General features: G+C 53.5%; 15 protein-coding genes and 1 riboswitch. Of the genes, 13 read left to right on the top strand and 2 right to left on the bottom strand.

Going from position 1 to position 14,670, the window contains the following annotated elements; translation table 11 throughout:
- Positions 1-44 precede the first annotated feature (44 nt).
- From leuA to B4923_RS00805, 6 genes are all read left to right on the top strand, one after another.
- A complete protein-coding gene (gene leuA, locus B4923_RS00830; protein WP_109052456.1) occupies positions 45-1,640 on the top strand; it encodes a 2-isopropylmalate synthase in 1,596 nt (531 codons plus the stop codon).
- A complete protein-coding gene (gene leuB, locus B4923_RS00825) occupies positions 1,640-2,731 on the top strand; it encodes a 3-isopropylmalate dehydrogenase (protein ID WP_109052455.1) in 1,092 nt (363 codons plus the stop codon). The genes leuA and leuB overlap by 1 nt, the downstream gene beginning before the upstream one ends.
- 2 nt (positions 2,732-2,733) lie before the next feature.
- A complete protein-coding gene (gene leuC / locus B4923_RS00820; RefSeq protein ID WP_109052454.1) occupies positions 2,734-4,134 on the top strand; it encodes a 3-isopropylmalate dehydratase large subunit in 1,401 nt (466 codons plus the stop codon).
- 13 nt (positions 4,135-4,147) lie between these two features.
- Complete coding sequence (gene leuD / locus B4923_RS00815) at positions 4,148-4,750, top strand: 3-isopropylmalate dehydratase small subunit (RefSeq protein WP_109052453.1); 603 nt, start codon at positions 4,148-4,150, stop codon at positions 4,748-4,750.
- Between the two features lie 303 nt (positions 4,751-5,053).
- Positions 5,054-5,284 (top strand): hypothetical protein, encoded by a 231-nt coding sequence (locus B4923_RS21020; protein ID WP_109052452.1) that lies wholly within the window; start codon positions 5,054-5,056, stop codon positions 5,282-5,284.
- Between the two features lie 28 nt (positions 5,285-5,312).
- On the top strand, positions 5,313-5,891 hold the full coding sequence (locus B4923_RS00805; protein WP_109052451.1) for a helix-turn-helix transcriptional regulator: 579 nt from the start codon (positions 5,313-5,315) through the stop codon (positions 5,889-5,891).
- Between the two features lie 75 nt (positions 5,892-5,966).
- Here the strand turns inward: B4923_RS00805 and sgrT are convergent, their stop codons facing one another.
- On the bottom strand, positions 5,967-6,131 hold the full coding sequence (gene sgrT, locus B4923_RS00800; protein WP_109052450.1) for a glucose uptake inhibitor SgrT: 165 nt from the start codon (positions 6,129-6,131) through the stop codon (positions 5,967-5,969).
- A gap of 90 nt (positions 6,132-6,221) precedes the next feature.
- Between sgrT and sgrR the strand changes: the two genes are divergently transcribed.
- The 7 genes from sgrR (at position 6,222) to ilvN (ending at position 13,693) form a co-directional block, all read left to right on the top strand.
- Positions 6,222-7,880, top strand: coding sequence for an HTH-type transcriptional regulator SgrR (gene sgrR, locus B4923_RS00795; RefSeq protein ID WP_109052449.1), 1,659 nt, complete (start codon positions 6,222-6,224; stop codon positions 7,878-7,880).
- A 37-nt stretch (positions 7,881-7,917) separates the two neighbouring features.
- Positions 7,918-8,046: riboswitch (TPP riboswitch) on the top strand.
- 80 nt (positions 8,047-8,126) lie between these two features.
- Complete coding sequence (gene thiB, locus B4923_RS00790) at positions 8,127-9,110, top strand: thiamine ABC transporter substrate binding subunit (protein ID WP_109052672.1); 984 nt, start codon at positions 8,127-8,129, stop codon at positions 9,108-9,110.
- Positions 9,086-10,693 carry a thiamine/thiamine pyrophosphate ABC transporter permease ThiP gene (gene thiP, locus B4923_RS00785; protein WP_109052448.1) on the top strand — a complete coding sequence of 536 codons (1,608 nt, stop codon included), beginning with the start codon at positions 9,086-9,088 and terminating at the stop codon, positions 10,691-10,693. The genes thiB and thiP overlap by 25 nt, the downstream gene beginning before the upstream one ends.
- On the top strand, positions 10,680-11,378 hold the full coding sequence (gene thiQ, locus B4923_RS00780) for a thiamine ABC transporter ATP-binding protein ThiQ (RefSeq protein WP_109052447.1): 699 nt from the start codon (positions 10,680-10,682) through the stop codon (positions 11,376-11,378). The genes thiP and thiQ overlap by 14 nt, the downstream gene beginning before the upstream one ends.
- Before the next feature lie 133 nt (positions 11,379-11,511).
- Complete coding sequence (locus B4923_RS00775; protein ID WP_109052446.1) at positions 11,512-11,616, top strand: ilvB operon leader peptide IvbL; 105 nt, start codon at positions 11,512-11,514, stop codon at positions 11,614-11,616.
- Positions 11,617-11,730: 114 nt separating this feature from the next.
- On the top strand, positions 11,731-13,395 hold the full coding sequence (gene ilvB, locus B4923_RS00770) for an acetolactate synthase large subunit (RefSeq protein ID WP_170115989.1): 1,665 nt from the start codon (positions 11,731-11,733) through the stop codon (positions 13,393-13,395).
- Positions 13,396-13,399: 4 nt separating this feature from the next.
- The gene (gene ilvN, locus B4923_RS00765; protein ID WP_109052444.1) at positions 13,400-13,693 is read left to right on the top strand and encodes an acetolactate synthase small subunit; all 294 of its coding nucleotides are present in this window, start codon (positions 13,400-13,402) and stop codon (positions 13,691-13,693) included.
- A 128-nt stretch (positions 13,694-13,821) separates the two neighbouring features.
- Here the strand turns inward: ilvN and B4923_RS00760 are convergent, their stop codons facing one another.
- Positions 13,822-14,592, bottom strand: a complete 771-nt coding sequence (locus tag B4923_RS00760; protein ID WP_109052443.1) for a DedA family protein — start codon at positions 14,590-14,592, stop codon at positions 13,822-13,824.
- Between the last annotated feature and the right edge of the window lie 78 nt (positions 14,593-14,670).

The raw sequence follows: 14,670 nt of genomic DNA, 5'->3' as shown, positions 1-14,670 counted from the left end.
TTTACTCGCCGGGCGCCAAGTAAATACGATAAGGAATCAAACCGATGAGCCAGCAAGTTATTATTTTTGATACCACATTACGTGACGGAGAACAGGCTCTGCAGGCCAGTCTGAGTGTGAAAGAGAAACTCCAGATTGCACTGGCTCTGGAAAGAATGGGCGTTGACGTAATGGAAGTTGGCTTCCCGGTTTCCTCACCTGGCGACTTCGAATCCGTACAGACTATCGCCCGCAACGTCAAAAACAGCCGGGTCTGCGGACTGACTCGCTGTGTAGAGAAGGATATTGATGTTGCCGCCGAGGCGCTGCGCGTGGCGGATGCATTCCGCATCCATACCTTTATCGCCACCTCGCCGATGCATATCGCCACCAAACTGCGCAGTACGCTGGACGAAGTCATCGAACGCGCCATCTATATGATCAAGTACGCCCGTAACTACACTGACGACGTCGAGTTCTCCTGCGAAGACGCTGGCCGTACGCCGATCGCGGATCTGAGCCGCGTTGTGGAAGCCGCAATCAATGCCGGCGCCCGCACAATCAACATTCCGGATACTGTCGGCTACACCATGCCCCATGAATTCGGCAATATCATCGCCTCTCTGTACGAGCGCGTTCCCAATATCGATAAAGCCATCATTTCGGTTCATACCCACGACGATCTGGGGCTGGCGGTAGGCAATGCGATGGCGGCGGTTCATGCCGGCGCCCGCCAGGTAGAAGGCACGCTGAACGGCATCGGCGAACGTGCCGGCAACTGTTCCCTGGAAGAAGTGATCATGGCGATTAAAACCCGTCATAACATCCTGAATGTCCATACCAATATCAATCATCAGGAAATCTACCGTACCAGCCAGTTGGTCAGCCAGATCTGCAACATGCCGATTCCCGCCAACAAAGCCGTGGTGGGCGCCAACGCTTTCGCCCACTCCTCCGGCATCCATCAGGATGGCGTGCTGAAAAACCGCGAAAATTACGAAATCATGACGCCGGAATCCATCGGCCTGAAAGAAGTCCAGTTGAATCTGACTTCCCGCTCTGGCCGTGCGGCAGTAAAACACCGCATGGAAGAAATGGGCTATCAGGACAGCGACTACAATCTGGATGATTTATATTCCGCCTTCCTGAAACTGGCCGACAAAAAAGGTCAGGTTTTCGATTACGATCTGGAAGCGCTGGCGTTTATCAATAGCCAGCAGGAAGAGCAGGACTTTTACAGCCTGGATTATTTCAGCGTGCAGTCCGGTTCAAGCGTGATGGCAACCGCATCAGTCAAACTGAACTGCGGAGATGAAACGCAGGCGGAAGCCGCAACGGGCAATGGTCCGGTTGATGCCGTCTATCAGGCGATTAACCGTATCACCGGATATCAGGTTTCACTGGTTAAATATCAACTGACCGCCAAAGGACAAGGCAGAGATGCGTTGGGTCAGGTGGATATCGTCGCGGATTATCAGGGTCGCCGTTTCCATGGCGTCGGCCTGGCAACGGATATCGTTGAATCTTCCGCCCAGGCGATGGTAAATGTATTAAACAATATCAAACGCGCTCAGCAGGTAGAAAAAGAAATTCAGCGTCTGCAGCAGCACAGTAATCAACAACACGACAGCAAACAACAAAACAGTCAGGAAACAGTGTGATGAGCAAAAGCTACCATATTGCCGTCTTACCCGGAGACGGTATTGGCCCGGAAGTAATGGCGCAGGCCCACAAAGTGTTGGACGCCGTACGTCAGCGCTTTAATCTCCGTATTACCACCAGCGAATATGACGTCGGCGGCATTGCCATCGATCGCCAGAATACCCCGCTGCCGCAGGCAACCATCGCCGGATGTGAACAGGCCGACGCCATTCTGTTTGGTTCGGTCGGCGGCCCGAAATGGGAGCATCTGCCTCCTGCGGAACAGCCGGAACGTGGTGCGTTATTGCCGCTGCGTAAGCATTTCAGATTATTCAGCAACCTGCGCCCGGCTCGCCTGTATCAAGGGCTGGAAGCGTTTTGTCCTCTGCGCGGCGATATCGCCGCCAAGGGGTTTGATATCCTGTGCGTGCGGGAACTGACCGGCGGTATCTATTTCGGTCAGCCCAAAGGGCGCGAAGGCAGCGGCCAACATGAACGCGCTTTCGACACCGAGATCTATCACCGTTTCGAGATTGAGCGCATCGCGCATATCGCGTTTGAATCTGCACGTAAACGCCGCAGTATCGTGACGTCCATCGATAAAGCCAACGTTTTGCAGAGTTCTATCCTGTGGCGTGAAATCGTTAACGAAATCGCCAAAGAATATCCAGATGTGAAGCTGTCCCATCTGTACATCGACAACGCCACCATGCAGTTGATTAAAGATCCGTCCCAGTTTGACGTGCTGCTGTGCTCCAACCTGTTCGGCGACATTCTGTCAGACGAATGCGCCATGATTACCGGTTCCATGGGGATGTTGCCTTCTGCCAGCCTCAACGATCAGGGATTTGGTTTGTATGAGCCGGCGGGGGGATCTGCGCCGGATATCGCCGGTCAAAACATTGCCAACCCGATCGCGCAAATTTTATCGCTGGCGCTGCTGCTGCGTTACAGCGTGGGGGCTGATGATGCCGCCGACGCTATCGAAAAAGCGGTTAACACGGCGCTGGCTGAAGGCTATCGCACGTCGGATCTGGCCAGCGAAGGCAATGCGGTCGGTACGGATGAAATGGGCGATATCATCGCCCGGTTTGTTGCACAAGGGGCATAACCATGGGTAAGACGTTATATCAAAAATTGTTCGATGCGCATGTCGTCTACGAAGCGCCGAATGAAACGCCTCTGCTGTATATTGACCGTCATCTGGTACACGAAGTGACCTCGCCACAGGCGTTTGACGGCCTGCGGGCGAAGGGACGTAAGGTTCGTCAGCCGGGTAAAACTTTCGCCACCATGGATCACAACGTTTCCACCCAGACCAAAGATATCAATGCCTGTGGTGAAATGGCCCGTATTCAGATGCAGGAACTGATTAAAAACTGCGCTGAATTTGGCGTACAGCTGTATGACCTGAATCACCCGAATCAGGGGATCGTCCACGTTATCGGCCCGGAACAGGGGATGACGCTGCCGGGGATGACCATCGTCTGCGGCGACTCCCACACCGCCACGCACGGCGCCTTTGGCTCTCTGGCCTTTGGTATCGGCACATCGGAAGTTGAGCATGTTCTGGCGACGCAGACCCTGAAACAGGGGCGCGCCAAAACCATGAAGATCGAAGTGGCGGGCGATGCCGCGCCGGGAATTACCGCCAAAGACATCGTGCTGGCGATTATCGGTAAAACCGGTAGCGCGGGCGGTACCGGCCATGTGGTTGAATTCTGTGGTAAGGCCATTCAGGCGCTGAGCATGGAAGGCCGTATGACGCTGTGCAACATGGCGATTGAAATGGGCGCCAAAGCCGGTCTGGTCGCACCGGATGAAACCACGTTCAATTATCTGAAAGGACGTCAATTTGCGCCGAAAGGCACGGATTGGGATGCGGCAGTCGCCTACTGGAGCACGCTGAAGTCAGACGACGACGCGCAGTTCGATACCATTGTCACGCTGGATGCGGCCCAGATAGCACCTCAGGTTACCTGGGGCACCAACCCGGGTCAGGTTATCGCCGTCGATCAGATCATTCCGTTCCCTGAATCGTTCATCGATCCGGTAGAACGCGCTTCCGCCGCCAAGGCGCTGGCCTATATGGATTTACAACCCGGCATTAGGCTGACAGACGTTGCGATTGATAAAGTGTTTATCGGCTCCTGCACCAACTCGCGTATCGAAGACCTGCGCGCGGCGGCCGAGATTGCCAAAGGACGTAAGGTTGCTCAGGGCGTTCAGGCCATTGTGGTACCTGGTTCAGGCCCGGTTAAAACCATGGCGGAACTGGAAGGGCTGGATAAAGTGTTTATCGAAGCCGGTTTCGAATGGCGTCTGCCCGGTTGTTCAATGTGTCTGGCGATGAACAATGACCGTCTGAACCCCGGCGAACGCTGCGCATCAACCAGTAATCGTAACTTTGAAGGGCGTCAGGGCCGTGCCGGACGCACCCATCTGGTCAGCCCGGCGATGGCCGCCGCTGCTGCTGTGACGGGGCATTTTGCCGATATCCGCGAGTTGAATTAAGAGAGAGACCAACATGGCTAAATTTACGCAACATATCGGTCTGGTGGTTCCTCTGGATGCCGCTAACGTCGATACCGACGCCATCATTCCAAAACAGTTTCTGCAAAAGGTCACACGAACCGGCTTTGGTCAGCACCTGTTTAACGACTGGCGTTTTCTGGATGAAGCAGGTCAGGAACCCAATCCTGACTTCGTGCTGAATAAGCCACGCTATAAAGGCGCCAGCATTCTGCTGGCGCGTGAAAACTTTGGCTGTGGTTCATCGCGCGAGCATGCGCCGTGGGCGCTGACCGATTACGGCTTCAAGGTGGTGATCGCACCGAGTTTCGCCGATATTTTTTACGGTAACTCGTTCAATAACCAACTGCTGCCGGTCACGCTGAGCGAAGAAGATATTGATACGTTGTTCAAACTGGTCGACGGTGAAGAAGGCATTACTTTCACCGTAGATCTAGAGAACCAGACCGTATTGGCCGGCGGGAAAAGTTATCCATTTGAAATCGACAGCTTCCGCCGTCACTGCATGATCAACGGGCTGGACAGTATTGGGCTGACGTTGCAGCACGAGGATTCTATCGCCGATTACGAGCAAAAACAGCCGTCGTTCCTGCATTGATCTGATACGTTTAGTTCCTCTCTAAAAACCGCCCCTGACGCTGGACATGATTTCTGGCGACAGGGGCGGCCAATCCGTAACGCCATTCAGGCTTTCATGCCGTTTATCAAACTACGCCCATGAATAAACCCTGTGTTCCGCGATTTTTTCCCGGCAACGCTATTTGCGAAGCGGCGCGCAGTATTTTATTTATTGCAACAAATTGATAAATAAATAAATTATACTTCATTCTCATTTAATATCCGCGTAATATTGACATTTGTCAACACTACAATTACCCTAATTTCATTATTCAGGATGAAGATGAAAAAACACCCGAATAAGCATATTCAGGCAGCCATTGAATATGCTTTAGCGCAGGGATGGAGATTTCACCCCAGCAACGGTCATGCTTTTGGCAGGCTCATTTGCGGCACACAGAACCATCACGACCACATGATGAGTATCTGGTCCACGCCGTCAAATCCGGAAAATCATGCAAAACAAATCTGCCGTAAGGTCGATAGCTGTCTGGCAATATTGAAAAAAAACTAAGCGAGAAAACCGTTTAATGGGGGAACGCATGACAACCTATCACTTTTCTCTCACGCTATCGGGCGTTACCGCCGAAACAACAGGATTGGAAAATGCGCTTTTTTCCAGCGGTTGCGATGATGCTCTGATCTGTTTTTACGGCAATACCGTCTATCTCGAATTTGATCGAGAAAGTCCCGATTTTTCCGATGCGATAATGAGCGCCATTCGCGATATTGAGTCTGCGGGTATTAATGCCCATGTCCAATCCGTTGACGCGGCATGGGTTGGGCTCAGCGATATCGCCGCATTATCAGCTATGTCACGCCAGGCGATTGCGCTGTTAAAAGACGGGAAACGCGGCGCTGGCGATTTTCCTTCTCCCGTCCAGCGTTTGAAGGGGTCTTCTCCGCTGTGGGATTGGGGTGAAGTTGCAGACTGGCTTGCAAAACAGAAGAAGATACCGCAAGCAATCGCTGACAATGCCAGGGAACTTGCCGCCATCAATCTGGCATTACAACTACGCAACGCCAGCCAGAAAGACAAACTGAGCCACTACTACTCTTTACTTAATGATCAATATCAGAATGTCGATAAAATACTCGACACAACGGGGAAAAATGCATAAAAAAAGCCAGCGAAAGGTTTCGCTGGCTGGTGAAAAGCACCATTACTCAGAATGTTTCTCTACCTTCTCCCACCGCTAGATCCAGTGACGGTATTCCTCTTCCGACATCTCCACAATTTGCCACTGCGTTGCCTGTTGCAATAATGCCACTCGCTGCTGAGCAGACATCCAACGCAGCCATTTCGCCTTGCACGTCGAAAGATAAACCCGATAGAACCGATACAACTGTGAAATCGCCATAAGCCACCTCCGCGCTTTCATTATGTAAAAGTATCGGCGTAATATAGGGAAAGATAAATTGATGACTTTAAGGTCTGGAGTTCCTCTTTTATGTCTTCCAACCGTCTGCAACAGCAGTTCATCCGTCTGTGGCAACACTTTCAAGGACAAACCACCGACACCACGCTGCAAGAGTTGGCCGGCGTCTTAAGCTGTTCACGTCGCCATATCCGTTCTCTTCTGGGAGCGATGCAGCAGCAAGGATGGCTGACCTGGCAGGCGGAAGCGGGCAGGGGCAAACGCTCGCAGCTTGCGTTCATTTATACCGGTTTGGCCCTGCAACAGCAGCGTGCAGAAGATTTACTGGAGCAAGATCGCATCGATCAGTTAGTACAGCTTGTCGGCGACAAAGAAACGGTACGTCAGATGCTGCTTGCCCACCTTGGCCGCAGTTTCCGGCAAGGTAAACACATTCTGCGAATCCTCTATTACCGCCCGCTGTGTAATCTACTGCCAGGATCGGCATTACGACGTTCGGAAATGCATATAGCCCGGCAAATTTTCAGCGGGTTGACTAATATAAATGAGGAAAACGGGGAACTAAAACCCGATCTGGCGCATCACTGGCAAATGCTGGAACCGTTGCGTTGGCGATTCTACCTGCGTCCTTCTATCCGTTTTCATCATGGTCGTGAGCTGACGATGGACGATGTGATCAGTTCGCTTACCCGACTAACCGAACTGCCGCTGTTCTCTCACATCAAAAAAGTCACCTCGCCGATGCCTTTTGTGATTGATGTGCAGTTGCACAGCGCCGACCACTGGCTGCCGTGGCTGCTTGGCAGCGTTCCCGCCATGATCCTGCCGCAGGAGTGGCGAACCCTGCCCGATTTTGCCCGACGCCCCATTGGCACCGGTCCTTACACTGTCGTGAGCAATAACAACAGCCATATGAAAATACGCGCGTTCGATGACTATTTTGGCTATCGGACCCTTATTGATGAAGTGAATATCTGGGTATTGCCGGAAGGACCGGAAGAAATGACCGTTTCCGTCAAATTGCAGTCCGATGATTCCCACAATGAACAGTTGGAAAGCAGAATGGAGGAAGGTTGCTATTTCATCCTGTTCGATAAACGTTCTCCGCTGGCTAAACGCCCGGAAATCCGCCGCTGGCTCTGGCAGGTGTTTAACCCCATCGCCCTGCTGAGCCACGCCGATGCTATCCGTCAGCTCGACTGGTCACCGGCCTATAGCCTGCTGCCACGCTGGCACCATCATCAGCCTGACAAGCCGCTGCCCATGCCGCAGGGACTTAAGCAAATTACGCTGACCTTTTATCAGGAACATCCTGAGTACCGGATACTCAGTGAAATCATGAGTAAGCTGCTGGAAAAACATGGCGTAAAGCTACACGTACAGATCGTCAGTTATGAAGACTGGTATCAGGGAAATATTGAAAGCGATATCTGGTTCAGTAGCGTGAACTGCTATTTACCGCTCGAATTCTCGCTGTTCGCGATGCTGTATGAACTGCCGCTGATGCAACACTGTCTGGATAGCGATCTGCACCATGATGCACAGCAATGGCGCAATCACACCCTGTCCATAGCAGAGTGGTGCGATAAGCTGGTCAACAGCGGCCAACTACACCCTTTACTCCATCACTGGCTGAAACTTCAGGGGCAGCGCAGTATGCGAGGCATCAGAATGAATATGCTGGGCTGGTTTGACTTCAAATCAGCCTGGTTTGCGCCGCCAGAAAACTGAGAACCTTCCCCTGCCCCCCTGAACCCTTTACAATGGGACGTTCTCAACGGGGTGCGGAACATGTTTCGCCACAAGATTGACATTGGCGCGAGATTTTTCGCTGAGAAAACACCCGTCGAACCTGATCCGGTTAATACCGGCGAAGGGATTTGAGAGTGCTCATTGCTGACTCAAAGACCTTTGCCACCCCATGATGCTCAGGAGTGCAAAGTGTTAAATATATCGTTATTAAAACGTTCGGCAGCCATGCTGAAAAAAAGCCTGCCTTGTCTTTTACTGATTTCCGCACCGGCCTTCGCCAAACCTGCGCTCACCGTATATACCTACGATTCTTTTGCCTCTGAATGGGGACCGGGTCCGGTAATCAAAACCGCGTTTGAGAAAGAGTGCGAGTGCGAACTGAATTTTGTCGCGCTGGAAGATGGCGCCTCGCTGCTGAACCGCCTGCGGATGGAAGGTAAAAACAGCAAGGCGGATATCATTTTAGGGCTGGACAATAACCTGTTGCAGGCTGCGGAACAGACCGGCCTGTTCACAAAAAACGATCTGGATACCAGCGCGGTTAACGTGCCTGGCGGGTGGAACAACACGACGTTTGTCCCTTACGACTACGGCTATTTTGCGTTTGTTTACAACAAAGAAACCCTGAAGAATCCCCCCAAAAGCCTGCATGAGCTGATCGACAGTCCGGAAGCGTGGAAAGTGATTTATCAAGATCCGCGCACCAGTACGCCGGGTTTGGGACTGCTGTTATGGATGCAGCAAGTGTATGGCGATCAGGCTCCGCAGGCGTGGCAGAAACTGGCGAAAAAAACCGTTACGGTCACCAAAGGCTGGAGCGAAGCCTACGGTCTGTTCCTGAAAGGCGAGGCCGATCTGGTACTCAGCTATACAACATCTCCGGCGTATCACATTATTGAAGAGAAAAAAGAGAATTACGCGGCCGCGAATTTCAGTGAAGGGCATTACCTGCAAATTGAAGTCGCCGGGCAACTGGCCGCCAGCAAACAGCCGGAACTGGCAAAACGTTTTATGCAATTCATTCTGAGTCCGGCATTCCAGCAGGCGATTCCCACGACCAACTGGATGTACCCGGTTATCCCAACCGAATTGCCGGCTGGATTCGCAACCCTCCCTGTACCGGAGAAAGCATTGCAATACAGCGCGCAACAGGTGGCGGAGCAAAGGAATAACTGGATTCAGGCATGGCAACGCGCAGTCAGCCACTGACCGCAGGAAGTCTGTGGCCGGGATTACTGGCTGCTACGCTGTTAATTTCAGTCGCCGTTCTGGCTTTCGGGGCGCTATGGCTACAGGCCCCCGACAGCCAGTGGCAGACCTTATGGCAGGACAGCTATCTGTGGCATGTCATTCGATTCACCTTCTGGCAGGCATTCCTGTCCGCACTGCTTTCTACCGTCCCCGCCATTTTCCTCGCCAGGGCCTTGTACCGTCGCCGTTTCCCCGGCTACCGTTGGCTATTGCGACTCTGCGCCATGACGCTGGTGCTGCCCGTGCTGGTCGCCGTTTTTGGTCTGCTCAGCGTGTATGGCCGGCAAGGTTGGCTGGCGCAGCTACTGGGATTTTTAGGCCTGCCCTACCCGTTTTCACCTTATGGTCTGCAAGGCATTCTGCTGGCGCATATTTTCTTTAACCTACCGCTGGCGACCCGCCTGTTATTGCAATCGCTGGAAAGTATTGCGACAGAGCAGCGCCAGTTGGCTGCTCAATTGGGCATGAATGATTGGCAGCATTTGCGTATCGTCGAATGGCCCGCACTGCGCAGACAAATTTTGCCGACGGCCGCACTGATTTTCATGCTTTGCTTTGCCAGTTTTGCCACCGTGCTGTCTCTTGGCGGCGGTCCACAGGCAACCACCATTGAATTGGCCATTTATCAGGCGCTGAGCTTTGATTACGATCCCTCGCGCGCCGCGTTACTGGCGTTAATCCAGATGAGCTGCTGTCTCGGGCTGGTGCTGCTCAGCCAGCGCCTGGGCCGTATCTTGCCGGTCGGCAGCACCCAGCAGTTAGTATGGCGTAACCCGCAGGACAGCCCGTTGAGCCAGTTTTGTGACAGCGTGCTGATTGGCGCGTTACTGCTTTTAGTGGCCCCGCCCCTGCTGGCGGTGGTTGTTGACGGCGTTAATCTTTCACTGATCGCCGTGTTGCAACAGCCTGTTTTGTGGCAAACCTTGTTTACCTCACTGCGTATTGCGCTGAGCGCAGGTCTGCTGTGTCTTGCCCTGACCATGATGTTGCTCTGGAGCAGCCGGGAACTGAAGTTGCGCCAACAACCTTTGTACGGTCAGTTGATGAACCTGAGCGGCATGCTGATCCTCGCCATGCCCGGCATTGTGCTCGCGACCGGTTTTTTCCTGTTACTGAATAATACGGTGGGATTACCGGACTCCCCTTATGCGTTAGTCGTGATGACCAACGCGCTGATGGCGATCCCCTACGCGCTCAAAGTGCTGGAAAATCCCATGTACGACGTAGCCGAACGCTATAATCAGCTCTGCCTGTCGCTGGATCTGCGGGGCTGGCGGCGTTTAAAAATTATCGAACTGACCGCGCTGAAACAGCCGCTGGCGCAGGCGCTGGCTTTTGCCAGCGTATTGTCGATTGGGGATTTTGGCGTTATCGCATTGTTCGGCAGTGAGCAGTTTCGCACCTTGCCTTTTTATCTTTATCAGCAGATTGGTTCCTATCGCAGCGCCGATGGCGCCGTGACCGCACTGTTACTGATGCTTATCTGCTTTACGTTATTCACCCTGATTGAAAAACTGGCAGGTCGTCATGATCGCTCTTGATAAGCTGACATACCTCTATCAGCACTTTCCCATGCGCTTTGATTTCCACGTTCAATCCGGCGAACGTGTTGCTATTCTCGGCCCCAGCGGAGCGGGGAAAAGCACGCTGCTGAATCTGATTGCCGGCTTTCTGATGGCAGACAGCGGCACATTGCGTTTGAATGGCGAAGAACATCGGCATACGCCGCCCGCCAAACGGCCGGTCTCGATCCTGTTTCAGGAAAATAACCTCTTTCCCCATCTGACTATCGAGCAAAACATTGCGCTGGGCCTGAACCCCGGTCTGCGTCTCAATGACACACAGCGGGAAACGCTGCGGCACATTGCTGACAAGGTTGGATTGACGACATTGCTCAGCCGTCTGCCGTCACAGGTTTCAGGGGGACAACGGCAGCGGGCCGCGTTGGCTCGCTGTCTGGTCCGCCAGCGCCCTATTCTGCTGCTGGATGAACCGTTTTCCGCGCTCGATCCCGCATTGCGCCTGGAAATGCTGGAACTGCTCGACGAGATTTGTCTGGATCGCCAACTCACGCTGCTGATGGTTTCCCATAATCTGGACGATGCGATCCGCATAGCGGAACGTACCATACTGATTGTCGATGGACAGATTAGCTATGATGGACCAACACTGGCATTGCAGGATGGCAGCGCCGATGCGGCGAAAATACTGGGAATTCGGGGATAAACGCGCTTGTTCATTACCAGAAAAAGTGTGACCGCACGCGGATTTCAGCTTTTTATCCCTCACGGGTATTGTGTCCTTTTCACGACCTGTGCTTATATGAATAAGTGACTTAATCGTTAATAACAGGATTCCCGTGACGCACTATTCTTCCACTTCAGCACTACTAAGCACCGCGCATGTTGACGCGGTTGTCGTCGTGCGCGTGGTTGTGGTGGTCGTCGTCGGCAGCGCGCCGTAACGGGTTCCGAATCAAACCAAGATTCCCAAACCCCGCCGGCGCCAGCCGAGCGGGGTTTCTTGTTTCTACCCTCCCCGCTCTGAAAACGCACCGGCCCTGATGAAGGATATAAATATGCGTTATACAGGCGCCCAGTTGATTGTCCGGCTGCTCGAACAGCAGGGCATCACAACAGTAGCAGGGATCCCCGGTGGTGCAGCCCTGCCGTTATACGACGCGCTCGGCCAGAGCAAAACTATCCGACACGTACTGGCACGTCACGAGCAGGGAGCAGGATTTATGGCTCAAGGCATGGCAAGGGCCAATGGGCGCGCCGCCGTCTGCATGGCGTCAAGCGGCCCGGGCGCAACTAACCTGCTGACCGCCATTGCCGATGCCAAACTCGATTCTATCCCATTGGTCTGCATTACCGGGCAGGTGTCCTCCAGCATGATCGGGACAGACGCCTTTCAGGAAGTCGACACCTATGGCATTTCCATCCCGGTGACCAAACACAACTATCTGGTTCGTGACATCAAAGAGTTACCGCGTGTTATCCCTGAAGCCTTTCGCATCGCACAATCCGGCCGGCCCGGTCCGGTATGGATCGATATTCCCAAAGATATACAAACGGCCGAGATCGAATTGGATATGCTGCCGCCAATAAGCCAAAACGATCGTCCGCCGGCCATTGATGCCCAGAAAATCGCGCAGGCAGCCGCCATGATTAACACGGCACAGCGTCCGATCCTCTATCTGGGCGGCGGTATTATCAGCGCATCGGCACACGAACAGGCCGTGCAACTGGCTGAACGCGCTAATCTGCCCACGACCATGACGCTGATGGCGTTAGGCGCCATGCCAGTGGATCACCCGCTGTCGCTTGGCATGCTGGGTATGCATGCCGCACGCTCAACCAATTTGATCTTGCAGCAGGCGGATTTATTAATTGTGCTGGGGGCTCGCTTTGACGATCGTGCGATTGGTAAAGCGGAACAGTTCTGTCCTCAGGCCAGCGTGATTCATATTGATATCGATCCGGCTGAGCTGGGCAAGATCCGGCAATCGCATGTCGCGCTGAATGCCGATGTCGCCGAAGCGCTGGATCAACTGTTGCCACTGATCGAAACGCAACGACGCGACGTGTGGCGTAAAACGATCGGTGACTTGCAGCATGAATTCCCGTTCCACATGCCGAACGCTAACGATCCGCTGAGTCATTATGGCCTGATCCAGGCTGCCGCGCAGGCACTGACGGATGATGCCATCATTGCTACCGATGTCGGACAACACCAGATGTGGGTTGCGCAATCTTACCCACTGCGCCGACCACGACAGTGGCTGACCTCCGGCGGGTTGGGCACCATGGGTTTCGGTTTGCCCGCCGCGATGGGCGCCGCATTAGCCGAACCTGAACGTACCGTGGTGTGTTTTTCCGGTGATGGCAGCCTGATGATGAATATTCAGGAAATGGCGACCGCCGCAGAAGAAGGGCTGAATGTCAAAATTATCCTGATGAACAACCAGTCGCTGGGGTTGGTTCATCAGCAGCAGGATCTGTTCTTCCAGAACCGCATCTTCGCCGCAGACTATCGTTACAGAACCGATTTCCTGGCCATTGCCGCCGGTTTCGGCTTCGCCACCTGCGATCTGAATGCGGCAGACGATCCGCGAACGGCACTGGCAGAAGCATTGAATCGCCCCGGCCCCGCGCTGATCCACGTCTTGATAGATGTGAATGAAAAAGTGTATCCCATGGTGCCGCCGGGTGCCGCCAACATTGATATGATCGGAGATTAAGACCATGCCACATCAATCCACCTCAAAACAGGTCACGTTGGAACTCTCGGTGCGCAACCACCCCGGCGTCATGTCGCATGTGTGCGGACTGTTCGCCCGTCGAGCCTTTAACGTGGAAGGGATTCTCTGTATGCCGCTGGCCGGCGGCGATGAAAGCCGCATCTGGCTACTGGTGCAGGACGATCAGCGACTACCGCAGATGATCAGTCAGGTAGAAAAACTGGAAGATGTGATTAAGGTACAGCGTCATGGCGAGGAAATGCGCATCTTTGATCAGGTAGCCGAGTTTTATCGATAGGACCGCTGACTGAAGTGGCGCTGTTGACGTTAATGAACAGCGGAAGATACACGGGGTACAACATCTTCAAACCGGATAACCCCGTGCTTCTTCACCTTCATTATCCGCCAGGTTCACTCTGATAAACGTTACCCATGCAGCACCTGCCACAGCAGGTGACGATAAACAGGCATTAGCGGATGCGCGATCAGCGTTGCCAATGCCACCCCTGCCGCCGCCAGCGTCAATGGAGCAACCCAGCGTAACCGACTGAGCGGCAACCGTTTACTGAACCAGTCACGTTTTTTGCGTTTATCGCCTCGCCACCAGCGCCAGCTTAACCACGCGCCGCTCCACACCAGTAACGCGGTAACCAGCAATAGCCATTTAAAACCGGTACTGTCGATGCCCGCGGGAATATCAATGGCAACGCCAGCCAATATGCCGGGTAAAAAATACGCCGGCGGCCACAGCAGACAACCGATGATATTCGGCACGGCAAATTTATAAGGCGGCAGCCCCAGCATACCGGCAACCATGGGAATCAGCGGACGCGTCGGTCCGACGAATCGTCCAATCAACACCGTCGGAACAGGATGTTGATACAAGGCATGTTCCGTTTTATTGAGCAACGTTTGATGCTTTTTCAGGAAAGACCATTGATGCAGCGGTTGCTTAAACGTTCTGCCGATGAAATAAGAACTCCAATCCCCCAGCAAACAGCCGACGATACCCGCCGCCCACGCGGGATATAACCCCATCTGACCACTGCCGATCAGTGCCCCCAACGTGGCCATCATAACGGTGCCCGGCAGCAACAGGCCAACCAGAGCAAGAGATTCCAGAAAGGCAACCAGCATGACGGCGATCAGTGAATACGCTAATGATTGAGTAACCAGATGATCCAGCCACGCTTCCATAAATCCTTACTCAACTTTTGTGAAAAACAGGATTGTCTGGATCATAGCAGATAGAGTCAACTAGTCATTCCCAGCATG

Source organism: Brenneria roseae subsp. americana, from assembly GCF_003115815.1.
Taxonomy (GTDB): Bacteria; Pseudomonadota; Gammaproteobacteria; order Enterobacterales; family Enterobacteriaceae; genus Brenneria; species Brenneria roseae.
The sequence above is the reverse complement of the archived record's forward strand: the minus strand, read 5'-3'. Positions and strand labels throughout refer to the sequence as shown.